Here is a 26,276-nt window from a genome sequence, read left to right as displayed (position 1 = left end):
GCCGAAAACGAGAGCGGGCAGCATCATGCCCAACCCATCAGTTTCAGCACGAATGCAACGATGACGACCATGGCGAGCGACAGCGGCAGGAACACCTTCCAGCCGAGGCGCATGAGCTGGTCGTAGCGGTAGCGCGGAACGAAGGCCTTGACCATCGCGAACATGAAGAACACGAAGCAGGCCTTCAGCGTGAACCAGATGATGCCTGGGACCCAGTTGAGGATCCAGATATCGACCGGGGGCAGCCAGCCGCCGAGGAAGAGGATCGTCGTCAGCGCGCACATCAGGCAGACGGCCGCATATTCGCCGAGCATGAACATCATGTATGGCGATGAGCCGTATTCGACCATGAAGCCGGCGACGAGTTCCGATTCGGCTTCCGGAAGGTCGAAGGGCGGGCGGTTCGTTTCGGCAAGTGCCGAAATGAAGAAGATGATGAACATCGGGAAGAGCGACAGCCAGTGCCAGTCGAGGAACGACGCCGGCAGGCCGAGCATGGTGCCGAGGCCGGTATGCTGCGCATTGACGATATCGGTCAGGTTCAGCGAGCCGACGCAGAGAAGCACGGTGACGATGACGAAGCCGATCGAGACTTCATAGGAGACCATCTGTGCCGCCGAGCGCAGCGCGCCGAGGAACGGATACTTCGAGTTCGAAGCCCAGCCGCCCATGATGATGCCGTAGACCTCGAGCGAGGAGATCGCGAAAATATAGAGGATGCCGACATTGATGTTGGCGATCACCCATCCGTCGGCCAGCGGCACCACCGCCCAGGTGGACAGCGCCAGAAGCACCGTTACCAGCGGGGCCAACAGGAACACCGCCTTGTTGGCGCCGGCCGGAATGATCGGCTCCTTGAAGACGAACTTCAAAAGATCGGCGAAGGACTGGAACAGGCCGAAGGGACCGACGACGTTCGGGCCGCGCCGCAGCTGCACGGCTGCCCAGATCTTGCGGTCGGCGAGCAGCACATAGGCGATGAAGACGAGCAGGCAGACGAGAAGCAGCAGCGACTGGCCGACCATGATGATCGCCGGCAAGACATAGCTTGAAAAGAAAGAATCCATAGTCCCTGCCCTTACTCTGCCGCGACTTTGAAGTTGTTGCGGGCCAATGCCGAGCACTCCGCCATGACAGCCGAGGCACGCGCTATCGGGTTCGTCAAATAGAAGTCTTTCACCGGCGACGCAAACCCGGATTTGTTCATCTTGCCGGCTTTTTTCGCAACTGCGGCAATTTGGGCGCTATTGGCTTCGGCGATCTCGTCGATGGCAGCGAAATGCGGGAAAGCGGCATAGAGCCGGACACGCAATTCGCTGAGCGAATCGAAGGGAAGCTTCTTGCCGAGCACGTCGGAAAGGGCGCGGATGATCGCCCAGTCCTCGCGGGCATCACCCGGCGCAAAACCTGCACGGTTGCCCATCTGGACGCGGCCTTCGGTGTTGACCCAGGTGCCGGACTTTTCGGTATAGGCTGCGGCTGGCAGGATGACGTCGGCATGGTGTGCGCCGTTATCGCCATGCGAGCCGATATAGACGGTGAGCTTGGCCTTCTTGGCGGTGAAGTCGAGTTCGTCTGCACCGAGCAGGAAGAGCACGTCCACCGCCGTCAGCATCTCGGCTGCGTTGACGCCCTTGGCGCCCGGCACGAAGCCGAGGTCGAGGCCGCCGACACGCGCGGCAGCGGTGTGGAGGACGGCAAAGCCGTTCCAGCCTTCGACGACCGCGCCGACGGAACCGGCAAGCTTGGCGGCACTGGCGAGAACGCCGGCGCCGTCGGTGCGCGAGAGCGCCCCCTGGCCGATGATGATCATCGGCTTGGCGGCATTCTTCAGCACGTCCGCGAAGGCGTGGGTGCCGTCGACCAGATCCTTCAGCGTGTCGGGACCGCCGCCGAGGTAATCATAGCTGTAGCGCAGTTCAGCACGCTCGCCGATCACGCCGATCGGGAACTTGCCGCGGCGCCAGCGCTTGCGGATGCGGGCGTTGAGGATGGCAGCCTCGAAGCGCGGATTGGCGCCGATGATCAGCAGCGCGTCGGCCTGGTCGATGCCCGAGATCGTCGGGTTGAAGAGATAGCTTGCACGGCCGAGCGACGGATCGAGTGCCGCCCCATCCTGGCGACAGTCGAGATTGACCGACCCCAGCGACTTCACCAGTTCGGAGAGTGCATACATTTCCTCGACGGAAGCGAGGTCGCCCGATATCGCGCCGATCTTGTCGCCCGAGGTGGCGCCGACGGCGGCCTTGATAGCGCCGAAGGCTTCGGCCCAGGTGGCGGGCTGCAGGCGGCCGTCGCGGCGAACATAGGGCCGGTCGAGGCGCTGGGTCTTCAGTCCATCCCAGATGAAGCGGCTCTTATCGGAAATCCACTCCTCGTTGATCGCCTCATTGACGCGCGGCAGGATGCGCATGACTTCGCGGCCGCGGGTGTCGACGCGGATCGCCGAACCGACGGCATCCATGACGTCGATCGATTCGGTCTTGTTCAGCTCCCACGGGCGCGCGGTGAAGGCGAAGGGCTTCGAGGTGAGCGCGCCGACCGGGCAAAGGTCGACGACATTGCCCTGCAGCTCGGAGGTCATCGCCTGTTCGAGATAGGTGGTGATCTCGGCATCCTCGCCGCGGCCGATCAGGCCGAGTTCGGAAATGCCGGCGACCTCGGTGGTGAAGCGGACGCAGCGCGTGCAGTGGATGCAGCGGTTCATCACCGTCTTAACGAGCGGGCCGATATACTTGTCCTCGACGGCACGCTTGTCTTCCTGATAGCGCGAGGTGTCGATGCCGAAGGCCATCGCCTGGTCCTGCAGATCGCATTCGCCGCCCTGGTCGCAGATCGGGCAATCGAGCGGATGGTTGATCAGCAGGAATTCCATCACACCTTCGCGGGCCTTTTTGACCATCGGGGTGTTGGTGAAGACCTCAGGCAATTCGCCGTTCGGGCCGCCGCGGATATCGCGCACGCTCATGGCGCAGGAAGCCTGCGGCTTCGGCGGTCCGCCCTTCACCTCGACAAGGCACATGCGGCAGTTGCCGGCAACCGACAGGCGCTCATGGAAGCAGAAGCGCGGAACCTCGGCGCCGGCATCCTCGCACGCCTGCAATAGCGTGTAATGATCCGGAACTTCGATCTCGTTGCCGTCAATCTTCAGTTTTGCCATCGTCGCTCAGTCCTGTTTCCCGTTTGCCTGATGACGGCAAACAAACCTATTTTTGCAGCACTCTCATTGCCAAGCCGGATCTTTCGTCCTGCCGACATCTGATGTCGCCCAAATTCTCTGTCGCGCATTCCAGATCCGGAACCCGCACCGGCATCCTGAGGCCCCCGCCCGTCCGCCGACCTGCCCATCTTTCCGGCCGATCGACACGGCCGGACAGTTCATTTCTTTCTGCGGCCCCGCCCTGCCAGAACTTTCGCTTGGCCGGTCCAGTCGTCACGCAGAATGCGGCCGTTGAAGCCGAGTTCGGTGTCGAACCGGTCGATTTCCTCGTCGGTCCAGGCAGCAATCTCGGCGAAGCTGCGAATGCCCTTGGCGTTCAGCACCTGCTCCAGCTTCGGGCCGATGCCGGCGATCAGCTTGAGATCATCGGTCTTCCCCCGCGCAACCGGTTTTGCCTTCACGGCCACCTTTGGCTCGCTGGCCTTCGTTTGACTGGCTGGCTTCGCTTGGCTGACTGGCTTCGGCCGGCTGGCTGGCGTCGGCTCGCTGACCGGTTTGACGACCGTCAGTCTCGGTCCTGCCTTTTGCTCGGCCGACGGCTTGGTGACCGCCTTCACGACCGGGCGAATATTCTCCGGCCGGATATCGACATCGGGCTTCAGTTCGTCCGGCGGCGTGTCATCGAGGGCGGCCGCGACCTTGCTGGTGGTTTCCAGGGCGCTCTGGAAGGCCCCGAAGAAGGCGCCGGCCATCTGGGTCGAGAAACCGAAGCCGATCGCCGTTGCGGCGGCAAAGGCTGCAGCGGGATGCGCCATCAGCGGATGCACCGGCATCGCCCGTGCGTTTTCCAGCATCTCGGCAGCAAGACGGCCGAACCCGGCCGCGAAATCGGCGGCCTCTTCGTTTTTCCTACCCTTGGATGCATTGTCCGCCATGACTATTCAGCCGCCTCCAGAACCGCGCCGTGATCAAGCGCGCTCGCCGTATACTGGTCGATGCGCTTTTCGATCTCGGGACGGAAGTTACGGATCAGACCCTGCACCGGCCATGCGGCGGCGTCGCCGAGCGCGCAGATGGTGTGGCCTTCGATCTGCTTCGTCACCTGGAACAACATGTCGATTTCGCGCTTCTGGGCATTGCCCTTGGCCATGCGCTCCATCACGCGCCACATCCAGCCCGTGCCTTCGCGGCAGGGCGTGCACTGGCCGCAGCTCTCATGCTTGAAGAAGGCGGAGATACGAGCGATCGCCTTAATGACGTCGGTGGACTTGTCCATGACGATCGCGGCCGCCGTACCGAAAGACGAGCCGACACCGCGCAGGCCGTCGAAATCCATCGGGCAGTCGATGATGTCCTTGGCCGGAACGATCGGGCAGGATGCGCCGCCCGGAATGACGGCAAGCAGGTTGTCCCAGCCGCCGCGGATGCCGCCGGCATGGCGGTCGACCAGTTCGCGGAAGGTGATGCCCATTTCCTCTTCGACGGTGCACGGCTTGTTGACGTGGCCGGAGAGCATGAACAGCTTGGTGCCGACATTGTTCGGACGGCCGATGGCCGAGAACCAGCCGGCGCCGCGGCGCAGGATCGTCGGCGCAACAGCGATCGATTCGACGTTATTGACCGTCGTCGGGCAGCCATAGAGCCCCATATTGGCCGGGAACGGCGGCTTCAGACGCGGCTGGCCCTTCTTGCCTTCGAGGCTTTCGAGCAGCGCGGTTTCTTCACCGCAGATATAGGCGCCAGCGCCGTGATGGACGAAGATATCCATGTCCCAGCCGAGCTTGTTGTTCTTGCCGAGCAGGCCATAATCATAGCACTCGTCGATCGCCGCCTGCAGCGCCTCGCGCTCGCGGATATATTCGCCGCGCACGTAAATGTAGGCCGCATTGGCGCCCATAGCGAAGCTCGCGATGACACAGCCTTCGATCAGCGTATGCGGATCGTGGCGCATGATGTCGCGGTCTTTGCAGGTGCCGGGCTCGGATTCGTCGGCGTTGACCACGAGGTAGTGCGGGCGGCCGTCGCTTTCCTTCGGCATGAAGGACCATTTGAGGCCTGTCGGGAAGCCGGCGCCGCCACGACCGCGAAGGCCTGACGCCTTCATCTCGTTGATGATCCAGTCGCGGCCCTTTTCGAGGATCTGTTTGGTGCCGTCCCAGTGGCCGCGGCTCATCGCGCCCTTCAGGGACTTGTCCTTGAGGCCGTAGATGTTGGTAAAGATGCGGTCTTTATCTTGTAACATGCTTCACCTCTTACCGCGGCTTCTTGCCGAAGACCTTGATATATTCCGCTTCCCCGCCCTTGGCGAGCGCCTTGGCCTGCTTGACCCAGTCATCGCGCTCGATGCGGCCGCGGAAATTCAAATAGCCATCGACCCATTCGCGTTCGGCCTTCTTCCAGTCTGCGACCTGCGCGAAGGTGAAGATGCCGATTTCGTTCAACGTCGCCTCGATCTTCGGGCCGACACCCGAGATCATCTTCAGATCGTCCGGGGCGGCGGGCTTTTCGATACCGGCTGGACGGTTCTTGTCGGTCAGGGCAGGCTTTGCCGCCGTGGCAGCCTCGGCCTTGACGGCAGCTTTCGGCGTCGGTTCGGCAGCCGCAGTGCCGGAGACCGGCTGCTCCTCGGCTGCCTTTGCGTTTTTCGCAGCCGCCTTGGGCGCCGTTGCCGGCGTCTTCAGGGTAGCATTGGTCTCGGCATCGGTGCTTTTTGGGCGGGCGGCCTCGGAGGGCGGCACCGGCGCGCGGTCGACCGGAGCCGACACGGTTTCGGCATCGGCCTTCTTGGCGCGCGTCCTTGCCTTCGGCTCTTCGGTCGTCAGCGAGGTCAGGCCGCCTTCAGGCGCCGAAAACACCCGGTCGATCTGGGTGCCAGGCTTGATGCTGGCGCCATTGCCGGCGGCAAAGACGTCGATGATTTCTTCGAGACGCTCGGGCGTCAGGTCCTCATAGGTGTCCTTGCCGATCATCACCATCGGCGCATTGACGCAGGCCCCGAGACATTCGACCTCTTCCCAGGACAGCGTGCCTTCGGCATTGCGCTCGAAGGCATGGGCATGGATCTTGCTCTTGCAGACCGACATCAGCGCTTCCGAGCCGCGCAGCATGCAGGGCGTCGTACCGCACACCTGCACATGGGCGCGGGTGCCGACCGGATGCAGCTGGAACTGCGTATAGAAGGTCGCGACCTCGAGCACGCGGATATAGGCCATGTCGAGCATGTCGGCGATCTTTTCGATCGCCGCGCGCGTGACCCAGCCATCCTGCTCCTGCGCCCGCATCAACAGCGGGATGACCGCCGATTGCTGGCGGCCGGCGGGGTATTTCTGGATCGTCTTGTCCGCCCAGACCGCATTCTCATCGCTGAAGGCGAATGCGGCAGGCTGGAATTGATCTTCGGCTAATCGACGAACGGACATTCTTCCTCACGCCTTGTCAGTTTAGGGTTCCACACCGCGAAGCGGTCAAAGACTGCATTTCGCAGGCATAGGCCGACTGGTCTTTTTGCATAAACACTACGAATTTGCTGCCGTTCGGAATGGCAGCCTTGATCTGATAGCCCTTGGACAAAAGCTCACCCATGGACGATTGCTGCGCCGGCGGCGTCTCTTCCTTATGGCCCAGCGGCGTGCCAAGGCTATCGGACTCCTGAGCCGAAACCCCGGATGCCGAAAGAAGAATGACGACGGCCAGCGGCAGAAGCTGCATCAGCGGTCCACCTCGCCGAAGACGATGTCGAGCGAGCCGAGGACGGCCGCGACGTCGGCAAGCTGGTGGCCGCGGCACATGAAGTCCATCGCCTGCAGATGGGCGTAACCCGGCGCACGGATCTTGCAGCGATAGGGCCTGTTGGTGCCATCGGAGACGAGATAGACGCCGAACTCGCCCTTCGGCGCCTCGACGGCGGCGTAAACCTCGCCGGCCGGCACATGGTAGCCTTCGGTATAGAGTTTGAAGTGGTGGATCAGCGCTTCCATCGAGCGCTTCATCTCGCCGCGCTTCGGCGGCACGACCTTGCCGTCGATCGACGAGAATGGACCGGTCTTCGCATCCGAGAGCAGGCGGTTGACGCATTGCTTCATGATACGGACCGATTCGCGCATCTCGATCATGCGGATCAGATAACGGTCGTAGTTGTCGCCATTCTTGCCGATCGGGATGTCGAATTCGAGATCGGAATAACATTCATAGGGTTGGGCGCGACGCAGATCCCAGGCAGCACCCGAACCACGCACCATGACGCCGGAGAAGCCCCAGGCCCAGCATTCCTCCAGCGAGACAACGCCGATATCGACGTTGCGCTGCTTGAAGATGCGGTTACCGGTCAACAGGTTGTCGATGTCGTCGAGCGCCTTCAGGAACGGATCGCACCAGGCGCCGATATCCTGCACGAGCTGTTCGGGCAGATCCTGGTGGACGCCGCCCGGACGGATATAAGCGGCATGCATGCGTGAGCCGCTGGCGCGTTCGTAGAACACCATCAGCTTTTCGCGCTCTTCGAAGCCCCAGAGCGGCGGCGTCAGCGCGCCGACGTCCATTGCCTGCGTCGTGACGTTCAGGAGGTGCGAGAGGATACGGCCGATTTCCGAATAGAGAACGCGGATCAGCTGGCCGCGAATCGGGATCTCGATGCCGAGCAGCTTTTCGACGGCCATCGCATAGGCATGTTCCTGGTTCATCGGCGCGACATAGTCGAGGCGATCGAAATAGGGCACGGCCTGAAGATAGGTCTTGGTCTCGATCAGCTTCTCGGTACCGCGATGCAAAAGGCCGATATGCGGATCGACACGCTCCACAATTTCGCCGTCAAGCTCCAGGACAAGACGAAGAACGCCGTGCGCCGCCGGATGCTGCGGTCCGAAATTGATGTTGAAGTTGCGGACGTTATGTTCGGTCATGGCGATCAACTCGCTTAGAGTGAGTAGTGGCTAGTGAGTAGTGATTAGTTTTGACCGTTCACTATTCATCAGTTTTCCGGTGCTGAACGCTTCGAATAAGCGATCCCAGCATCTTTCCAATTTCGTCGCATCGGTCGAGCAATTCGTCCAAGGCCGAGGCTTGAAGAAAGCCAATTCGTCCGGCGATGATCAAATGCGTCTCCAATTCTTTCAACGAGCCCTGAGCGATCTTAAGAAATTGGGCGAACGAGCCTCGATTTTCTCTTCCATAGCCCTCCGCGATATTCGCGGCCACGGAAGCAGAAGATCGTCTAATCTGGCTGGTCAACCCATAAATCTCTTCCCGCGGGAAGGTTCTCGTCACCTCATAACAAACAACAGACAGCTCAATAGCAAATTGCCAGACTTTCAAGTCACGGTAGGAAGTGATTTTCCCGTTCGTCACCCGGATATCTGCCCGCTACTCACTACCGACTATTCACTACTCACTGCTTCGCCTTTTCGTCACCGGGGAGAACATACTCAGTCCCCTCCCAAGGCGACATGAAGTCGAAATTGCGGAATTCCTGTTTCAGTTCCACTGGCTCGTAAACGACGCGCTTTGCCGCGTCGTCGTAGCGTACTTCGACGAAACCGGTGGTCGGGAAGTCCTTGCGCAGCGGATGGCCTTCGAAGCCGTAGTCGGTTAGGATGCGGCGCAGGTCCGGATGGCCAGTGAAGAGCACGCCATACATGTCCCAGGTCTCGCGCTCGAACCAGTCGGCGCCCGGATAGACGGGGCAGGCCGACGGAACCGGCGTATCCTCGTCGGTGGCGACCTTGACGCGGATGCGCAGGTTCTTCTTCGGCGACAGCAGGTGGTAGACGACGTCGAAACGCAGTTCGCGCTGCGGCCAGTCGACCCCGCAAATATCGATCAGGTTGACGAAACCGCATTTGGCGTCGTCGCGCAGGAAGGCCAGAAGTGCGACCAGGTTTTCACCCGTGGTCGTCAGCGTCAGTTCGCCATACTTCATCTGCGATGCGGCGATCAGGTTGCCGCGCGCTTCGCCAAGGTAGGACGCAAGCTCAGTCAGGGCTTCACTCATATGCCTTGTCCTTAACCCTTAGCGTTCGATCGTGCCGGTACGCCGGATCTTCTTCTGCAGCAGAAGCACGCCGTAAAGCAGCGCCTCTGCCGTGGGGGGACAGCCCGGCACGTAGATGTCGATCGGCACGATGCGGTCACAGCCGCGCACCACCGAATAGGAATAGTGATAATAGCCGCCGCCATTGGCGCAGGAGCCCATCGAGATGACATAACGCGGCTCGGGCATCTGGTCGTAAACCTTGCGCAGAGCGGGCGCCATCTTGTTGGTCAGCGTGCCGGCGACGATCATCACGTCGGACTGGCGAGGCGAGGCGCGCGGCGCAAAGCCGAAGCGCTCGACGTCATAACGCGGCATGGACAGTTGCATCATTTCGACAGCGCAGCAGGCAAGACCGAAGGTCATCCACATCAGCGAGCCGGTGCGGGCCCAGTTGATCAGCTCATCGGTCGAGGTGACGAGGAACCCCTTGTCGGCGAGCTCGTTGTTGATCTCGCCGAAGAAGGCGTCGTTGCTGCCGATCGGCTTGCCGGTCGAGGGATCGATAATCCCCTTCGGCTGCTGGGCAACAAGCGGCTGATTGCTCACAGGGGCTACTCCCATTCCAGGGCTCCCTTCTTCCATTCATAGATAAAGCCGATGGTCAGCACGAGAAGGAAGACCATCATGGACCAGAAGCCGAACCAGCCGATGGCGCCGAAAGACACGGCCCAGGGAAAGAGGAAGGCGACTTCGAGGTCGAAGATGATGAAGAGGATCGACACGAGGTAGAAACGGATGTCGAACTTCATGCGGGCGTCGTCGAAAGCGTTGAAGCCGCATTCGTAAGCCGAGAGCTTTTCCGAATCGGGCGCTTTGAAAGCCACGGCGAACGGCGCAATGAGCAGCGCCAGGCCGATAACAAGCGCAATAGCGATGAAGATAGCGATCGGAATATAAGAACTGAGCAGTTCAGTCATCATGTTCATCCCTGCTTGCCGGTGACGCCAGGCGGCGCATTTGGGCAAATGCCCGGCAAGCGAACGTGCGTTGCAACAAGCCGTGGTTAGCGCAGCCGAGGCCCCGGCGCAAGACTTTTACAGAGGCAATTCGACGCGTGTCGCGCGGACATTATCAAGCAGATGCAACGATGTCGCGACAAATCCGTGCAAGCCGTTTGAACCTGCATGCCTGACCATTGGAAACTGCATAGCTTTCGGAAGAAATGGCGCGAGTGACGGGGCTCGAACCCGCGACCTCCGGCGTGACAGGCCGGCACTCTAACCGACTGAGCTACACCCGCGCATTGATCGGCCATTTGCGGCCGCGAGGATAAAGAGAACCGGACAAACGGCAAATCGCATTTGCGTTTTACAAGACTTGAAATGGCGCGAGTGACGGGGCTCGAACCCGCGACCTCCGGCGTGACAGGCCGGCACTCTAACCAACTGAGCTACACCCGCAATTCATTTCAAGCAGTCCGGATGCCTTCGCACCCTCTCCAAAACGGCTGCCCGTTTCGATGAGCGGCTAACTACGGGGTTCGCCTTTTAGTGTCAAGCAGGTTTGGAGACAAAACCATGACAGTCTGCGAATTGTTTCGGCGGGTTGGATGCCAGACGAACAAAAGTCGGCACTTCCGTCTTCCGCAGCGATGCTCAGGCGCCGACGCAGCGCCTTCGAAACGGACATGCCCGCCGCCCTCCCCTCACTTTTCCACAGCCAAGCCGAGCCTGAGCGGCATTGCCAGACAGGGGACCACCACCAAAAAAATCAAAAATCTTCACAAACACTCTTGCGGTTTTGCCGCGATCCGCATAGATCACGGCCACCAACGCGGCAGGCCGATCCGGCTTTGTTTGCGATGGGCGATTAGCTCAGTTGGTAGAGCGCCTCGTTTACACCGAGGATGTCGGCGGTTCGAGTCCGTCATCGCCCACCATTTCCAAGCTTTCCCGCTGCTTGTTCATCAGATTTAGACTCCCGAATTAGCTCGCTAATCCGCTCAGGATCTGCGCAAGGTGTTTTGTCAGGAGACACCTCATGAAAACCGTTGCCATCATCTCTACGCTGCTTCTCGCAGGCGTGGCTGTGCCGCCGTGCATTGCCAGAGAGCCGGCGCAAGAGGTGTTCCTGTCTGCCGGGGATCAGGCGATGACGACCTCCGGAGAAACCCCGGCGCGTGAAGCCAGGACCTATCTCCTGAGAATGCCGTCAGATCTGCCGATTAATTTTTCGGTCGATGCGGACAATTCAGCCTGCAGCCTGGAAATCAAGAAAACCAGCCAGCGCGGCGTCTTAAGCACAATCAGCCGCTTCCCCGCATCTTTCAAAGACAACGGTCAAAGCGGGGATGAATATACGTTTTCGTTTTTTCAGAACCGCGTTTCGTTTATGAGCGGAGCCCGATGCGCCTTCTCATTTTCTCTGACGCAGATGTAACCATGTGCTTGGGGTGATGGGCATGCCTTGCCGTCTGGAGGATTCCCCATCCCCTACCATTCATGCCTTCGCCAGTTCTTTCTCGACCGCCGAAACGAGCCGCGAATCATCTGCCGTCACATCCGGCGCGAAACGGGCGGCGACCTTGCCGTCGCGGCCGATCAGGAATTTTTCGAAGTTCCAGAGGATGTCGTCCTCATCGCCACCTGTCAGCCCATGGGATTTCAGACGTTCGCGCATCGGGCCGTCGCCCGTCGTCGCGACACCCGACTTGGTCAGCTGTCGGTAAAGCGGGTGCTGAGCCTCGCCCTTGACCGAGATCTTCGAGAAGATCGGGAAGGTGACGTCGTAGGTGCTGGTGCAGAAATCGAGGATCTCGGCGTCGGTGCCAGGCTCCTGGCCCTTGAAGTCGTTGGCGGGAAAGGCGGCGATGACGAAGCCGCGCTCGCGCTTTTCTCCATAGAGCTTTTCCAGCCCGTCATACTGCGGGGTTAGCCCGCATTTCGAGGCGACGTTAACGATCAGAATCACCCTGCCCTTGTATTCGTTGAGCGTCGTTTGACGACCATCCACAGTCTTGACCGGGATATCCAGCACATTGCCCGTCACAGGAACCTCCAATTTCGTAAGGATATGTTTCGCCAAAGCTTAGCGATATCGCCGCCCTTGTCATCAGCGTCGGGATCAACTTGGCTTCCACAGGACGCCGGTGCGACTTCCGGCCGCACCGGGCCTCAGCACCTCAGGCGGGAGACGTTTCCTTCACGTCGTCGAGCAGGAAGTGCACGACGAGATAGTCCGTCTTGTAGTGGCGGCCGCTGTCCGACACGGAGTCGACGCTGCCGCCGTCCTTCGGGTGCCAGGGATGATAGTGGGGGTTGGTGGTGATCAGCGTGATGGCCTTGCCATCTCTTTCGCCAAGCCGGAAGCGCATTTCGGCGAGCGGCCAGATCCGCTCGTAATCCTGCATGGTGATTCGCGCCTTCAGCGCCTTGCGCTGCAGCGGCGCTTCGCCGGCCTCGGCTGGTGTTTCCAACACCACCTCCTCAGCTTCGCTGATGATGGCGTTGAATTCTTCAGGCCACATGCGTCTCATGAAATCGCTCCTCCCGAGGCTTTTTCGTCAGTTCACAGATGGAACTTAGCGGTTTGTTCGAAAGAAGCAAATTCCTGTCATGCGGTTGTCATCGGTGCCGGCTGCTCCTACCTTCCGTCAAACCGCATCAGGGCCGTCAGTCGCCCGCAATCCCGAGATCAAGATGAAGACACGTGAAGAAAGGCAGGCGCTCCGCGCGAGCATGCCGCGCACCCCCCTCAGCGCCCATCATATGGAAAACGCCCGGCTGCTGCCGGATCGCGGCGAGCTGCTCTACCGGATTCCGAACGGCGGCATCGGCGTCGAGGTCGGAGCAGCCTTCGGCGAATATACGGCGGAGATCCTGGAAAAGAACCGACCGGCGCAGCTCTACCTCATCGATCCCTGGTCGATGGATCGTTACAGCTCCGGGCTCGACTCGATCCACACGAAATTCGCGGCCGAGATCGAGGCCGGCCGGCTGCACCTAATGCAGGGCACATCGCTCGGGAAGCTTGCCGAATTCGACGACGATTTCCTCGACTGGGCCTATATCGATACCGATCATTCCTTCGAGCTCACCTGGCAGGAACTCCTGCTCTGCGAAAAGAAGGTGAAGCGGACGGGGCGCATTGCCGGGCATGATTTCTGCACCGGCAATACGGTCAAGCCGATCGTCTATGGTGTCGTCGAGGCGGTTACCAAATTCTGCAAGGATTACGGCTGGCAATTCGAGTTCCTGACGGTCGAATCGCACGCGCATTTTTCCTATTGCCTGAAGCGGCTCTGATCAGGCCTTGCCGGAATATTGCTCGTCGCTGACCTTTTCCATCCAGTCGACGTGATTGCCGTCCAGCGCCTCATGAATGGCGATGTGCGTCATCGCCGTATCCGGGGCAGCACCGTGCCAATGTTTTTCGCCCGGCGCGAACCAGACGGTATCGCCGGCGCGGATCTCGCGGATGTCCCCACCCCAACTCTGGGCGAGGCCCTTGCCTGATGTCACGATCAGCGTCTGGCCGAGCGGATGCGTATGCCAGGCCGTGCGGGCGCCGGGTTCGAAGGTGACGGAGACCGCCCTCGCCCGTGCCGGCGCAGGCGTTTCCATCAGCGGATCCTGGCGAACGGCGCCGGTGAAATAGTCGGCCGGTGGCTTCGTCGAGGGGCGAGAGCCGACGGGTTTGATCTCCATGATCTTTCCTTTTCCATTGATTGCGGTTGAAGCCTTATATCGCGACGATATTTCATCGAGCCGACCAATCAAAGCTGGATCGGCAATTGCCGCGGACTCACCCGACTGATAATTCCAACACCTTTCATCACCTACGGAGGATTTTTCATGAAACACCATGCTTTTGGCCGCATGCCCTTCACCGTCACCAATGTCGGCTTCGGCGCATGGCAGATCGGCGGCTCCTGGGGTGATATCAGCGAGGCGGACGGACGCGCGGCGCTCAATGCCGCGCTCGATGCCGGCATGACATTCATCGATACGGCGGATGTCTATGGCGACGGCCGCTCGGAAAAGATCATCGCCGACGTGCTGAAGACGCGTGGCGGCGAACGGCCGATGGTTGCCACCAAGGCCGGCCGCCGCCTTAATCCGCATGTCGCCGAAGGTTACACCAAGGCTAATCTCGAAGGCTTTATCGACCGCAGCCTGGCGAATCTTGCCGTCGACAGCCTCGACCTCGTGCAGCTCCACTGCCCGCCGCGCGACGCGCTTTACCAACCTGAGATCTTCGAGAGCCTGAACGCGCTGCAGAAGGCCGGCAAGATCAAGGGTTACGGCGTCAGCGTCGAAAAGGTCGAAGACGGGCTGAAGGCGATCGAATATCCCGGCGTCGTCAGCATCCAGATCATCTACAACATCTTCCGCCAGCGCCCCGACCACCTGTTCGTCCAGGAAGCGCGCCGCAGGAATGTGGCGATCATCGCCCGTGTGCCGCTCGCCAGCGGTCTTCTCTCCGGCAAGATCACCCGGGACACACATTTTGCCAGCGACGACCACCGCAATTTCAACCGCAACGGCGAGGCCTTCGATGTCGGCGAGACCTTTGCCGGCGTTCCCTTCGAGGTCGGCCTGCAGGCGGTGGAAGAGGTGCGCAAGCTGGTGCCCGAGGGCACGACCATGGCTGCCTTCGCGCTCCGCTGGATTCTGATGAGCGACGCTGTCACCGTCGTGATCCCCGGCGCCCGCAATGCCGAGCAGGCCAGGGCCAACGCGGCTGCCGCCGACCTTGCGCCGCTGTCAGCCGATGTCATGGCGGCAACGCGCGAGATCTATGAGCGGTTGATTGCGCCGCATGTGCATCAACGCTGGTAGGCCATCGATATTCCAAAATGCAAATGGCCGAAAGGCAAAATGGCCGGGTTTCCGCCCGGCCATTTTTCTGTCGTGTAACTGTCAGAAGCTCAGTTCGTGGCGGTCAGGTCGACCGGGAAGAACAGGGTCTCGCCGGAGGAGTCGCTGACGCCGTCATTGTCGGTGACCGCGTAGGGCTTGCCCGACGCGTCGAAAGTGAAGCCTTCGAGCTTGTCCAGCACATAGCCGTTGGTCGCAGACTTCAGTTCACCGAGGAAGTCATGGGCTTCGGTCTTCTTGACGACGGGCAACTCGCCGCCGAGCTTGGCGGGCTTCAGCTCCGATATCGCAACCTTGTAAAGCTTCTTCAGCCTGGCGGCATGGCCGACGAGGTTGTCGCGCTCGATGATGTAGACGCTGTCGCCCTGGACGGAGATTTCCGACAAACCGACCCAGCCGCTTTCCGTCTTGTCGAGCGGATAGCGAACGGCACCCCATTCCTTCTTCTTCGGATTGTAGGAGACGAGCTTGACGAAGCCCTTCTCGTCGTCGCTCCACTCGCGCTGGACCGCCATCCAGAGCATGGTGTCGTCGCCGGTGCCGACAATGGCCACGCCTTCGAAGCCGTAGCGGATTTCGTTGGCGACGAGCTCCTTCGGCAGGGCGATCTCGGCCTTGATGTCGCCCTTGGCGTTGACGTTGTAGAGCGCGTGCGGGACGAGACGCTCGCTGTAGCCTTCCGAGGCGAGCCAGAAGGAGCCATCGGCGGCGGCTGCGATGCCTTCGATGTCGAGCTTCTGGGCCGGGGTGCCGTCACGCTTGACGACGAGGGCGTCGGTGATGACGGCCGGCTTCTTGCTGGCATCGATCGTGTAGATCGTTGGCTGTGAGCCCAGAACGCTGTCGCTGACGGCGTAGAGCATGCCCGGTTTGCCCGGAACGGCGGCGAGACCCGAAAGGGCTGCAAAGCCGATCGGATTGCCGTCCTTCTCGGCGGAGACGATCTGCGGATAGGCCTTCTCGCCCTCCGAGCGCTCGTAGATCATCACATGCGAGCGCGTTCCGCCGTCCTTGCCGAGATCGACCTCGTTGGCGGTCGCAAGAAGATTGCGCGCGGGAATGGCGATCGCGCCTTCCGGCGAAATGCCGGATGGCAGCAACTGGACGAGTTCGGGATCGGCGCCGGTATCCTTATAGACGCCGACGACCGAAGCACGTTCGGCGAGCAGGAAGAAATACTTGATGTCGCCGAACATGGCGACTTCAAGGCCTTCGGGCTCGACACCCTTCGATCCCGAGCGGCTTTCCGGATAGTGGCCGATATGGGCGACGGCGCGTTCGAAGGAGGCGCCCGATTCGTAGAGAAGCTTGCCCGTCTTGTCGAAGATGGTGAAGCCGCGCGAGCCGCCCTGATAGTCGCCTTCATTGGCGACGACGAGGCGGTTGTCGTCCAGCCACTTCACGGCGTCGGGCTCGCGCAGAACGCCTTTGGCTTCGCCTGAGAATTTCAGGGCGCCGTCACGCTTGGTGTCGATACCGGAGAGATCGACGCTGCCGGCGGAGAAATGCGTCTTCACTTCAGCCGTGTTGGCGTCGATGATGACGATCTCGTTGTTTTCCTGCAGCGTCAGGGCAATCTCGTTCAGGCCGTTGAAGGCGACGAATTCCGGCTCCGGATCTTCAGGGGCGACGCCGGTCAGCGCTACGTGTTTGATAGTGCCGCAATCGACGGTGCCGTTCTTGACCTGGAAGACGACGAGGTCGCCGGCCGGCATCTGCGGGATCTTGCCATCATTGACGTCTTCGTCGCGCTCGTTTTCGATTGCGATGGTGCCGAGCGTCTTGTCTTTGTTGAGGGCGATCGAATCCGGCTGACCACCGAGATCGCACGTGCTTTCGATCTTCTTGGTCGCCACGTCGACGATCGCGAGACGGCCCGAGGGCTTCGCCTTGCTTTCGGAGGTGTTGACGGCAACGAGCGCCTTGCCGGCGCTCGAGGTGACTGAAGTCGGCTCGCCGCCCATCATCAGCGCGCCGCCGGCCTTCGGGGCCTTGGCATCGGTAATGTCGATAAAGCCGATCGCGCCGAGCGGGCTGTCGCTATAGATCAGCGTGTTGCCGTCGTCGGTCGCGGTGATGATCTCGGCGGAGCTCACCGAAAGCTTGTCCTTATCGACAGGCAGGTTCGCCGCAACCGGGAACGAGGCGATGCGGTTGAAAACCGGCTCGGCCGCGGCCGGAAAAGCGACGGATGCGAGAAGCACGGCAGCAAGCGCTGCCTTGCGCGATGAAATTGTCATGAAATCCCCCATGTGTCGAACATTCGAAACAGGAGTTTTCTGCGCGCGCGGCATGACAGAGGCATGACAGAAGCATGACAGATGCGGCATTTTGCGTCAGATCATTTCAGGCTGGTTTGCGCTCCCGGCGCATCTCGTTTCGCATGATGAACAGCGAAGCAGACAGGATGAGAGCCGCTCCCAGCCAGAGGTAGCCGGCCGGCGCATAACCGAAGAACAGCCAACCGGCGAACACGTTCAACGGCAGCTTTAGATCGTCGAACGGCTGGACGTAGGCGGCATCGGCCGCGGCGTAGGCAAGCGTGAGGAAATACTGCGCTACGGCAGTCAGCAGCCCCGCCAGCAACGAGCACCAAGACGGTGATCGTCTCCGGCCGTTCGATGCCTGTCAGGCTCTTGGTGATAAGCCCGGGCGACAGCAAGGCTCGCCAAGCAAAAGGGGTCCGGCAAAGCCGAACCCCTCTCAAATCCTGCACAGCCGGTCTCGTTTCCGGCTGACGGATAATCAATCTCAGATCAGCCGTTGACGGCGTCCTTCAGGCCCTTGCCGGGCGTGAATTTCGGAACGTTGCGAGCCGGAATGTCGACTTCAGCGCCCGTCGACGGGTTACGGCCCTTCGATGCGGCACGATGAGAAACGGTGAAGCTGCCGAAACCCGCGAGGCGGATGTCGCCCTTGTTCTTGAGTTCAGCCTGGACAACGTCAAAAACCGCGTCAACAGCGGAAGCCGCGTCAGACTTCGTCAGTCCTGCCTTTTCGGCTACTGCGGACACGAGTTCATTCTTGTTCATGTTTCCACCCCTTTCTAAATGGTATGAAACGACTCAAAAGTAAGCTAGGCGCAGAATAGGTTTCATCAGGCCCGCCGAAAACCCAAAAGCCCTGCAAATCAAGGAAAAGCAAGCGTCTACATGACGTTTTCACAAAAAAGGCTGGCGTTTCCGCCAGCCTTTTTGCGTGTTTAGGGCCAATTGGGCATAAATGTGGCAAAGGCCACTCAATGCGCTATGGTTGCGCCTGTCTCATCGAGGCCTTCGACCGTTGCGATGACCGGCGTTTCCACCGTGCCGTCCCATTCGATCGGCTCCGGCCGCCGGATCAGCGCATGCTTGATCACCTCGCCCATGCGGGATACCGGGATGATCTCCATGTTGTTCTTCACGTTATCAGGAATCTCCGCCAGGTCCTTGGCGTTTTCCTCCGGAATCAGCACCTTCTTGATGCCGCCGCGAAGCGCTGCGAGCAGCTTTTCCTTGAGACCGCCGATCGGCAGCACACGGCCGCGAAGGGTGATTTCACCTGTCATGGCCACATGCCTGTCCACCGGGATCCCGGTCATGATCGAGACGATCGCGGTTGCCATGGCGACGCCGGCCGAGGGGCCATCCTTCGGCGTCGCGCCTTCCGGCACGTGCACGTGGATGTCGCTCTTGTCGAAGCGCGGCGGCTCGATGCCGAAATCGACAGCGCGCGAGCGGACATAGGAGGCCGCTGCCGAGATTGATTCCTTCATGACTTCCTTCAGATTGCCGGTGACCGTCATGCGGCCCTTGCCCGGCATCATCACGCCTTCGATGGTGAGCAGCTCGCCACCGACTTCCGTCCAGGCAAGACCGGTCACGACGCCGACCTGATCCTCGCCCTCTGCTTCGCCATGGCGGAAGCGCGGGACGCCCAGGTAGTCGGAGATGTTGGCAGCCGTCACGTGAACGGCCTTCGTCTTGCCCTTGATGATCTCAGTGACCGCTTTGCGGGCGAGTTTCATCAATTCGCGTTCGAAGTTGCGGACGCCGGCTTCGCGGGTGTACTGCTGGCTGATCGCCATCAGGGCGTCGTCGCTGACCGAGAACTCTTCCGGCTGCAACGCATGTTCCTTGATGGCCTTCGGCAGCAGGTGTCGCTTGGCGATTTCGCGCTTTTCATCCTCAGTGTAGCCGGCGATACGGATGATCTCCATGCGGTCCATCAGGGGTGCTGGAATATTCAGCGTATTCGCCGTCGTGATGAACATCACATCCGACAGGTCGTATTCGACTTCCAGATAGTGGTCCATGAAGGTCATGTTCTGGGCCGGATCGAGCACTTCGAGCAGGGCCGAGGACGGATCGCCGCGATAGTCCTGGCCGAGCTTGTCGATCTCGTCGAGCAGGAAGAGCGGGTTGGACTTCTTCGCCTTCTTCATCGACTGGATGACCTTGCCGGGCATCGAGCCGATATAGGTGCGGCGGTGACCGCGGATTTCGGCTTCGTCGCGAACGCCGCCAAGCGCCATGCGGACATACTCACGGCCGGTCGCCTTGGCGATCGACTGGGCGAGTGAGGTCTTGCCGACACCCGGAGGACCGACGAGGCAGAGGATCGGGCCTTTGATCTTGGTGGCACGGGCCTGCACGGCCAGATATTCGACGATGCGCTCCTTGACCTTGTCGAGACCGAAGTGATCGGCTTCGAGGATCTTCTCGGCATTGTTGAGATCAGCCTTGATCTTCGACTTCTTGCCCCAGGGAATGCCGAGCAGCCAGTCCAGATAATTGCGCACGACCGTGGCTTCCGCCGACATCGGGCTCATCTGGCGCAGCTTCTTCAGCTCCGCATCGGCCTTTTCACGGGCCTCCTTGGACAATTTGGTCTTGGAGATGCGCTCTTCCAGTTCGCTCATCTCGTCGCGGCCTTCCTCGCCGTCGCCGAGTTCCTTCTGGATCGCCTTCATCTGTTCATTGAGGTAGTATTCGCGCTGGGTCTTCTCCATCTGGCGCTTGACGCGCGAGCGGATGCGCTTTTCGACCTGCAGCACCGAGATCTCGCCTTCCATGAAGCCGAGGGCCTTTTCAAGGCGCTGCTTGACGCTGGTGGTCTCCAGCATCTCCTGCTTCTCGGTGATCTTGATGGACAGATGCGAGGCGACCGTATCGGCGAGCTTGGAATAGTCGTCGATCTGGCTGGCGGCGCCGACCACTTCGGGCGAAATCTTCTTGTTGAGCTTCACGTAGCTCTCGAATTCGGAAACGACCGAACGCGACAAGGCTTCCAGTTCGACCGGATCGTCATGCGGCTCCTCGAGCACATGGCCGAGCGCCTCATAGAAATCCTCGCGGCTGGTATAGGTGTCGATCTCGGCGCGGGCGCGGCCTTCGACGAGAACCTTCACGGTGCCGTCGGGCAGCTTCAGGAGCTGCAGCACGTTCGCCACGGTGCCGACATTGTGGATCGCGGAAGGATCCGGATCGTCGTCGCTGGCGTTGATCTGCGTCACCAGCATGATCTGCTTGTCGGAACCCATGACCTCTTCGAGCGCACGGATCGACTTTTCCCGTCCGACGAACAGCGGCACGATCATATGCGGGAAAACCACGATGTCGCGCAGGGGCAGAACAGGGTAGGCAGTGCTGCTCGCTACAGACGTTTTCTTCGTCATTTTATGTCCTTTCCATCGTCCCGTTGCCGGGCTCTCTGCACGGCCGCTTGGGACCGGCCGGCACTCACTTGTTGCTACAAGTGGAGGTTCTAACTACGCTTTTCAAGCCACGCTAACGCCCGCGTCCCTCGGATGTAACAGCTTTATTACAACGGAACGCCAACACTATGAAGCGCGTGGCTGGACCGGCGCTTACCACTTCCGACCCGGCTAAAATACAAACGCCAGCAAGAGGCTTACGGAATCATTGCATCATTGCCAAGCACGATCCCTTGCGCAACATCGGCAAAGGCAATTTCGGTTCCCACGGGCAAATACTAACAGGGCCTCGCATGGTTTTTCAAATAGAAAGGGGCCTGCCTATGGCAAGCCCCCAAAATAATCACGCGAAAGCGGTGAAGGTCACGCCGAAGCGTTGGCTTTTTCTTCCTGGCGATCGGCATAGATGTAAAGCGGACGGGCCGAACCGCGCACCACTTCCTCGGAGATGACGACCTCGCGCACGCCCTCCAGCGTCGGCAGTTCGAACATTGTGTCGAGCAGGATCTTCTCCATGATCGAGCGAAGGCCGCGGGCGCCGGTCTTGCGCACGATCGCCTTGCGGGCGATTTCGCGAAGAGCGTCCTCATGGAAGTTCAGTTCCACGTCTTCCATCTCGAACAGGCGCTGATACTGCTTGATCAACGCGTTCTTCGGCTCGGACAGGATCTGGATCAGCGCGTCCTCATCGAGGTCCTCGAGCGTCGCCAGAACCGGCAAGCGGCCGATGAACTCAGGGATCAGGCCGAACTTGACCAGATCTTCAGGCTCCAGTTCGCGCAGAACCTCGCCGACGCGGCGGTCATCCTGCGATTTGACGCTAGCGCCAAAGCCGATCGAGGTCTTCTCGCCACGGGCAGAGATGATCTTGTCGAGGCCGGCAAAAGCGCCGCCGCAGATGAACAGGATGTTCGTCGTGTCGACCTGCAGGAATTCCTGCTGCGGGTGCTTGCGGCCGCCCTGCGGCGGAACGGAAGCGACCGTGCCTTCCATGATCTTCAGCAGCGCCTGCTGCACGCCCTCGCCCGAGACGTCACGGGTAATCGACGGGTTGTCGGACTTGCGCGAAATCTTGTCGACTTCGTCGATGTAGACGATGCCGCGCTGTGCACGCTCGACGTTGTAGTCGGCCGACTGCAGCAGCTTCAGGATGATGTTTTCGACATCCTCGCCGACATAACCGGCCTCGGTCAGCGTCGTCGCGTCAGCCATGGTGAAGGGAACGTCGATGATGCGGGCAAGCGTCTGGGCAAGATAAGTTTTGCCGCAGCCGGTCGGACCGACGAGCATGATGTTCGACTTCGCCAGCTCGACTTCGCCGTTCTTGGAGGCGTGCGCCAGGCGCTTGTAATGGTTGTGAACGGCAACCGACAAGATCTTCTTCGCCTGTCGCTGGCCAATGACATATTCGTCGAGGACCTTGATGATGTCCTGGGGCGTCGGAACGCCGTCGCGGGACTTGACCATCGAGGACTTGTTTTCCTCGCGGATGATGTCCATGCACAATTCGACGCATTCATCGCAGATGAAGACGGTCGGTCCGGCAATCAGTTTCCGGACTTCGTGCTGGCTCTTTCCGCAGAACGAACAATAAAGAGTGTTCTTGGAGTCGCCGCCGTTGCTGCCGCTGACCTTGCTCATATCACTTTCCTTCCAGCACGCCGCATTTCAAGGCGAAATCGCGGTCCACTCTATCAGCTCCTGGCGGCACTCCGTTTCCGGAGCCTTTGCCGAGAAGGGCTTCAGGGGCTACGAACCGGGCCCAACCAATCATGTCCTGGCCCCGGCGGCAACGAATTCCCCTTCGAATGCCGAATGCTATGTCATAAAAATTCAACATAGCATTAATAGTTACTATTAGCGTCTTCGTCGCCGGATGAAAGCCCTTGTTCAATCACAAATGGGATAGAACTGTGGCGAGGAAAACACCATCCCTATTAATTACTAGCCTGCTCGCCTTCCATTTCGAGGCGCGACGTCAGAACCTTGTCGATCACGCCCCAGCTCTGGGCTTCGTCCGCATCCATGAAATGGTCACGATCGAGCGTCTTTTCAACTTCCTCATAGGTCCGGCCCGTGTGCTTGACGTAGACCTCGTTCAGGCGGCGCTTCATCTTGAGGATGTCGCGAGCATGACGCTCGATGTCCGAAGCCTGGCCCTGGAAGCCGCCCGAAGGCTGGTGCACCATGATGCGGGAATTCGGCGTGGCGAAGCGCATGTCCTTGTGGCCGGCCGCCAGCAGCAGCGAGCCCATGGACGCGGCCTGGCCGATGCAGAGCGTCGAAACCGCAGGCTTGATGAACTGCATCGTATCGTAGATCGCCATGCCGGCGGTGACGACGCCACCCGGCGAATTGATGTAGAGGGCGATTTCCTTCTTCGGGTTTTCGGCCTCGAGGAAGAGCAGCTGGGCGCAGACGAGCGTCGCCATATGGTCCTCGACAGCACCTGTCAGGAAGATGATGCGTTCCTTCAACAGGCGGGAATAGATGTCGTAGGAGCGTTCACCGCGGTTGGTCTGTTCCACGACCATCGGAACGAGGGCCATTGCGGTATCGACTGGGTTTCTCATGTGCGTCCTTTGTCAACGTCTCGCCGGCCCGCGCCGGGAATCAAAGAAAAATGTCTTACCCCTACATAGAGTGTCCCGGCCCTCCTCTTCAAGACACGCATGCGGATAACGTTAAGAAGGCGGGGCAAGGCGGCTAAGCTCCTTCTTTTCATGCATGTCGTTATCCCGGAACCGCTGCACACTTCCGGGCGACATGCATTGAGCCTCTTTCCCTCAAACGCCTGTTAACGGCGAGCCCTTGCTACGGTCTCCCCCGGCTTTTCTCCATGACAGGATGAAGGAAGGCTTACTCTATTCGACAATACTCATGCACGTTTACCCAACGGAAAGCCTACCGGCAGATATCGGCCCGAAACAATGCCGCAGCGCAGCGACATTAAGGAAGTGGCGAGCTTCCTCAGCAAGGATGCGAATGGACAGACAAGGGGTTGCTGCCGTGTTCAATATCGCTACAGGTCTCGCCATCTGGTGTTCAGAGGCCATGACGCTCGCTTTGGTGCTGTTCGTCGCCTGGCGCCACAACATCAGGAACGAGGCCTATCTCTATTGGGGCCTGGGCTTCCTGCTGACCGGCATCGGCTTTGCGATGGTCGCGCTGCGCGGCGAAATCCCCAGCCTGCTTTCAGTAGAGGCGGGCAATGCCATCGCCCTGCTCGGCCAGAGCGCCTGGGTGGCCGGTTTTCTCGCACTCGACCGCAAGCGGATCGAGTGGTGGGCGCTACTGCCGCCGGCAATCTGGCTCGCCGGTGTCTTCCTGCCCTGGGTCAACAGCGATTATTCAAATCGGGTGGTTCTCTACAATCTTGCTTCGGCGACGGGTGCGACGGCACTCGCCATGGCGGTCGCCGCCGGCGACATGCGCCGTGAGCCTACCCGCATCAAGCTGATGGGTGTGTTCGTCCTCCAGGGCTGCCTATGCTTCGGCTCGGCCCTGACGATGACGCTGACGATGCCAAGCGATGTCGAGGCGACAAATCTCGGCGGCGCTTCCGCCATGGCCACCGCCTTCCTGCTGACCATCGCTTTCGCGTTCACCTGCCGGCTGATCATGGAGCGCTCCGAACGACACCTGCGTGCGCTCACCCTGACCGACTCGCTGACCGGCGTGCTCAACCGCCGCGGCCTGCTCGGCTATTTCGACGGCATCCAGGAAAGAGCTCATAACGAGCAGCGCCAGGTCGCGGTCATTCTCTTCGATCTCGACCATTTCAAGCGCGTCAACGACCGTTACGGCCACCAGTCCGGCGATGCCGTGCTGACCGCCTTCGCGCGCATGGCCCGCCAGTATATTCCGAACAACATCTTCGGCCGCATGGGCGGCGAGGAATTCGCCGCATTCGCCGCCGTCGCGGACCAGACGGAAGCCGAGGCGATCGCCGAAGCGATCCGCACCGAATTCTGCCGTCTTCCCGTCAGCACCGGCGAAGCGATCGTTCCGGTCACCGTCAGCATCGGCATTGCGCTCGCCTCCTCGATCGAAGCCAATATCGACAAGCTGATCTCGGCCGCCGACCGGGCGCTCTACGCAGCCAAGGCCGCCGGCCGCAACTGCACGGTCACCTTCGGCGAAGCGGAGGCCGCAGCCCCTGCACCAGCCACGCCGAACAGCACTGCCGGCGAACTCGTGCCGACGGTCGACGACCAGGTCGAAGCGCTGCGACGCATGGGTACGCTGTCGCGGGCCGGGTAGCCCCGGGATCCTCACGCCCCACATCTTTCCGAGGTCCGGCAAATCCGATAAGGCTCGGGGCATGATGATCCCATCCTTTCTCTCGATCGACCGCGCCAACCGTCATGTCTCGCTTGATAGCCGCAACCCGGCCTTCTACGGCAACCCGAATGCCGTCTATGGCGCACTTCACGCCCATTGCCCGACCTTCTATTGGAGCGAGCAGAAGCAGTGGTTCTTCACGGGCTACGACCATGTGAACGGACTGCTGCGCGACCGGCGCTTCGGCCGGCAGATCCTGCATATCGCCAGCCGCGAGGAGCTTGGGCTTGCCGAGCCGATGCCGCATCTTGCCAGTTTCGATCTCTCGGAACGTTATTCCCTGCTCGAACTCGAACCGCCGGAGCACACGCGGCTGCGCACGCTCGTCAACCGCGCCTTCGTTTCCCGCCATGTCGAGAAGATGAAGCCGGAACTTGCCGAACTCGCCAACCGGCTGATCGACGGCTTCGCGGAGAAGCGTGAGGTCGAGCTGCTCTCGGCCTTTGCCGATATCATCCCGGTGACGATGATCGCACGGATGATCGGCATTCCCGAGGAGATGGGGCCGCAGCTGCTCGCCTGGTCGCACGCCTATGTCCGCATGTACATGTTCGGCCGTACGCGCGAGCAGGAGGAAGAGGCAGAACGGGCGGCCAAGGAATTTTCCGACTACGTCAAGACGGTCATCACCGAACGCCGTGCCGAACCGCGCGACGACCTGCTGACCCACATGATCCATACCGAGCATAAGGGCCAGTATCTGACCGAGGAGGAGCTCGTCTCGACGACGATCGTGCTGCTCAATGCTGGGCATGAGGCGACCGTGCACCAGATCGGCAACTCCGTGCGCACCATCCTCGACAGCGGCTGCGATCCGGCGGAACTCTTCCGGGACGAGGCAACGACCGGGCGCACCGTCGAGGAAACCCTGCGCATCTGCGCGCCCGTCCACATCTTCCAGCGCTGGGCCCTGGAGCCTGCCGAAATCGACGGCGTCTCCTTCAAGCGCGGCGACAAGGTCAGCCTTATCCTCGCCGCCGCCAATCTCGATCCGGCGAAATTCACCGATCCCCTCACCTTCAAGCCCGACCGCAACGAGGCGGCAAACCTCTCCTTCGGCGCCGGCATCCATTTCTGCATTGGCGCGCCGCTGGCGCGGCTGGAGCTCAACGTCGTGCTTCCGATCCTGTTCGAACGGCTGGTGGGCCTGAGGCTGGCAAAGACACCTATGGTCCAGGACGTCTACCATTTCCACGGGCTGGACCGGCTGGATCTGCAGTGGTGATCCGT

The 26,276-nt window shown here is 60.6% G+C and carries 24 protein-coding genes, 3 tRNA genes and 1 pseudogene; 6 read left to right on the top strand and 22 right to left on the bottom strand.

The window, feature by feature from the left end:
* Positions 1 to 23 precede the first annotated feature (23 nt).
* From nuoH to HFO71_RS13450, 13 genes are all read right to left on the bottom strand, one after another.
* Complete coding sequence (gene nuoH, locus HFO71_RS13510) at positions 24 to 1,067, bottom strand: NADH-quinone oxidoreductase subunit NuoH (RefSeq protein ID WP_077976232.1); 1,044 nt, start codon at positions 1,065 to 1,067, stop codon at positions 24 to 26.
* Between the two features lie 11 nt (positions 1,068 to 1,078).
* Positions 1,079 to 3,160 carry an NADH-quinone oxidoreductase subunit NuoG gene (gene nuoG, locus HFO71_RS13505; protein ID WP_131640335.1) on the bottom strand — a complete coding sequence of 694 codons (2,082 nt, stop codon included), beginning with the start codon at positions 3,158 to 3,160 and terminating at the stop codon, positions 1,079 to 1,081.
* A 218-nt stretch (positions 3,161 to 3,378) separates the two neighbouring features.
* Positions 3,379 to 4,095: a 5' DNA nuclease gene (locus tag HFO71_RS13500; protein WP_131640336.1), complete on the bottom strand. Its 717-nt coding sequence runs from the start codon at positions 4,093 to 4,095 to the stop codon at positions 3,379 to 3,381.
* A gap of 2 nt (positions 4,096 to 4,097) precedes the next feature.
* Positions 4,098 to 5,402 carry an NADH-quinone oxidoreductase subunit NuoF gene (gene nuoF / locus HFO71_RS13495; RefSeq protein WP_003547378.1) on the bottom strand — a complete coding sequence of 435 codons (1,305 nt, stop codon included), beginning with the start codon at positions 5,400 to 5,402 and terminating at the stop codon, positions 4,098 to 4,100.
* 10 nt (positions 5,403 to 5,412) lie between these two features.
* Positions 5,413 to 6,579, bottom strand: coding sequence for an NADH-quinone oxidoreductase subunit E (locus tag HFO71_RS13490; protein WP_131661159.1), 1,167 nt, complete (start codon positions 6,577 to 6,579; stop codon positions 5,413 to 5,415).
* 16 nt (positions 6,580 to 6,595) lie between these two features.
* Entirely contained in the window at positions 6,596 to 6,868 is a 273-nt protein-coding gene (locus HFO71_RS13485; protein ID WP_012756961.1) for a hypothetical protein, read from the bottom strand.
* A complete protein-coding gene (locus HFO71_RS13480) occupies positions 6,868 to 8,058 on the bottom strand; it encodes an NADH-quinone oxidoreductase subunit D (RefSeq protein WP_018069465.1) in 1,191 nt (396 codons plus the stop codon). The genes HFO71_RS13485 and HFO71_RS13480 overlap by 1 nt, the downstream gene beginning before the upstream one ends.
* Positions 8,059 to 8,119: 61 nt before the next feature.
* Positions 8,120 to 8,503: a four helix bundle protein gene (locus tag HFO71_RS13475; RefSeq protein WP_131640338.1), complete on the bottom strand. Its 384-nt coding sequence runs from the start codon at positions 8,501 to 8,503 to the stop codon at positions 8,120 to 8,122.
* Between the two features lie 40 nt (positions 8,504 to 8,543).
* Positions 8,544 to 9,146 (bottom strand): NADH-quinone oxidoreductase subunit C, encoded by a 603-nt coding sequence (locus tag HFO71_RS13470; RefSeq protein WP_131640339.1) that lies wholly within the window; start codon positions 9,144 to 9,146, stop codon positions 8,544 to 8,546.
* 18 nt (positions 9,147 to 9,164) lie between these two features.
* Positions 9,165 to 9,749: a NuoB/complex I 20 kDa subunit family protein gene (locus HFO71_RS13465; RefSeq protein ID WP_003578567.1), complete on the bottom strand. Its 585-nt coding sequence runs from the start codon at positions 9,747 to 9,749 to the stop codon at positions 9,165 to 9,167.
* A complete protein-coding gene (locus HFO71_RS13460) occupies positions 9,740 to 10,105 on the bottom strand; it encodes an NADH-quinone oxidoreductase subunit A (protein ID WP_010055493.1) in 366 nt (121 codons plus the stop codon). Before HFO71_RS13460 ends, HFO71_RS13465 begins: the two co-directional genes overlap by 10 nt.
* A 246-nt stretch (positions 10,106 to 10,351) precedes the next feature.
* Positions 10,352 to 10,428, bottom strand: a tRNA-Asp gene (locus HFO71_RS13455).
* A gap of 83 nt (positions 10,429 to 10,511) precedes the next feature.
* Positions 10,512 to 10,588, bottom strand: a tRNA-Asp gene (locus HFO71_RS13450).
* A 403-nt stretch (positions 10,589 to 10,991) separates the two neighbouring features.
* On the opposite strand from HFO71_RS13450, the gene HFO71_RS13445 reads away from it, so the two are divergent.
* Together HFO71_RS13445 and HFO71_RS13440 are read left to right on the top strand one after the other, a co-directional pair.
* Positions 10,992 to 11,067 (top strand) — tRNA-Val (locus HFO71_RS13445).
* Between the two features lie 101 nt (positions 11,068 to 11,168).
* Positions 11,169 to 11,567 (top strand): hypothetical protein, encoded by a 399-nt coding sequence (locus tag HFO71_RS13440; RefSeq protein ID WP_025394093.1) that lies wholly within the window; start codon positions 11,169 to 11,171, stop codon positions 11,565 to 11,567.
* A gap of 60 nt (positions 11,568 to 11,627) precedes the next feature.
* On the opposite strand, the gene HFO71_RS13435 is transcribed toward HFO71_RS13440, so the two are convergent.
* Both HFO71_RS13435 and HFO71_RS13430 read right to left on the bottom strand, forming a co-directional pair.
* Entirely contained in the window at positions 11,628 to 12,176 is a 549-nt protein-coding gene (locus HFO71_RS13435) for a glutathione peroxidase (protein ID WP_077976227.1), read from the bottom strand.
* A gap of 133 nt (positions 12,177 to 12,309) precedes the next feature.
* Positions 12,310 to 12,663 (bottom strand): hypothetical protein, encoded by a 354-nt coding sequence (locus HFO71_RS13430; protein ID WP_025394091.1) that lies wholly within the window; start codon positions 12,661 to 12,663, stop codon positions 12,310 to 12,312.
* A 163-nt stretch (positions 12,664 to 12,826) separates the two neighbouring features.
* Between HFO71_RS13430 and HFO71_RS13425 the strand changes: the two genes are divergently transcribed.
* On the top strand, positions 12,827 to 13,432 hold the full coding sequence (locus HFO71_RS13425) for a class I SAM-dependent methyltransferase (protein ID WP_077976226.1): 606 nt from the start codon (positions 12,827 to 12,829) through the stop codon (positions 13,430 to 13,432).
* Here HFO71_RS13425 and HFO71_RS13420 read toward each other — a convergent pair whose 3' ends face one another.
* Positions 13,433 to 13,834 (bottom strand): (R)-mandelonitrile lyase, encoded by a 402-nt coding sequence (locus tag HFO71_RS13420; protein WP_025394089.1) that lies wholly within the window; start codon positions 13,832 to 13,834, stop codon positions 13,433 to 13,435.
* A 147-nt stretch (positions 13,835 to 13,981) separates the two neighbouring features.
* On the opposite strand from HFO71_RS13420, the gene HFO71_RS13415 reads away from it, so the two are divergent.
* The gene (locus HFO71_RS13415) at positions 13,982 to 14,968 is read left to right on the top strand and encodes an aldo/keto reductase (RefSeq protein WP_077976225.1); all 987 of its coding nucleotides are present in this window, start codon (positions 13,982 to 13,984) and stop codon (positions 14,966 to 14,968) included.
* Between the two features lie 89 nt (positions 14,969 to 15,057).
* Here HFO71_RS13415 and HFO71_RS13410 read toward each other — a convergent pair whose 3' ends face one another.
* From HFO71_RS13410 to clpP, 6 genes and pseudogenes are all read right to left on the bottom strand, one after another.
* On the bottom strand, positions 15,058 to 17,259 hold the full coding sequence (locus tag HFO71_RS13410) for an esterase-like activity of phytase family protein (protein WP_206118195.1): 2,202 nt from the start codon (positions 17,257 to 17,259) through the stop codon (positions 15,058 to 15,060).
* Positions 17,260 to 17,353: 94 nt separating this feature from the next.
* A pseudogene (locus tag HFO71_RS13405) lies at positions 17,354 to 17,678 on the bottom strand (EamA family transporter); the annotation flags it as partial.
* Positions 17,679 to 17,763: 85 nt separating this feature from the next.
* Positions 17,764 to 18,039, bottom strand: coding sequence for a DNA-binding protein HupB (gene hupB, locus HFO71_RS13400; RefSeq protein ID WP_003547346.1), 276 nt, complete (start codon positions 18,037 to 18,039; stop codon positions 17,764 to 17,766).
* A gap of 206 nt (positions 18,040 to 18,245) precedes the next feature.
* Complete coding sequence (gene lon, locus HFO71_RS13395; protein ID WP_017959927.1) at positions 18,246 to 20,663, bottom strand: endopeptidase La; 2,418 nt, start codon at positions 20,661 to 20,663, stop codon at positions 18,246 to 18,248.
* 402 nt (positions 20,664 to 21,065) lie between these two features.
* Complete coding sequence (clpX, locus tag HFO71_RS13390; protein ID WP_003547337.1) at positions 21,066 to 22,343, bottom strand: ATP-dependent Clp protease ATP-binding subunit ClpX; 1,278 nt, start codon at positions 22,341 to 22,343, stop codon at positions 21,066 to 21,068.
* Between the two features lie 296 nt (positions 22,344 to 22,639).
* Positions 22,640 to 23,275: an ATP-dependent Clp endopeptidase proteolytic subunit ClpP gene (gene clpP, locus HFO71_RS13385; protein WP_017959926.1), complete on the bottom strand. Its 636-nt coding sequence runs from the start codon at positions 23,273 to 23,275 to the stop codon at positions 22,640 to 22,642.
* Positions 23,276 to 23,549: 274 nt separating this feature from the next.
* Between clpP and HFO71_RS13380 the strand changes: the two genes are divergently transcribed.
* Together HFO71_RS13380 and HFO71_RS13375 are read left to right on the top strand one after the other, a co-directional pair.
* Entirely contained in the window at positions 23,550 to 24,965 is a 1,416-nt protein-coding gene (locus HFO71_RS13380) for a sensor domain-containing diguanylate cyclase (RefSeq protein WP_183594465.1), read from the top strand.
* A gap of 61 nt (positions 24,966 to 25,026) precedes the next feature.
* A complete protein-coding gene (locus HFO71_RS13375) occupies positions 25,027 to 26,271 on the top strand; it encodes a cytochrome P450 (protein ID WP_168254943.1) in 1,245 nt (414 codons plus the stop codon).
* Positions 26,272 to 26,276 lie beyond the last annotated feature (5 nt).

The organism is Rhizobium laguerreae, from assembly GCF_019778565.1.
Lineage (GTDB): Bacteria > Pseudomonadota > Alphaproteobacteria > Rhizobiales > Rhizobiaceae > Rhizobium > Rhizobium laguerreae.
The sequence above is the reverse complement of the archived record's forward strand: the minus strand, read 5'-3'. Positions and strand labels throughout refer to the sequence as shown.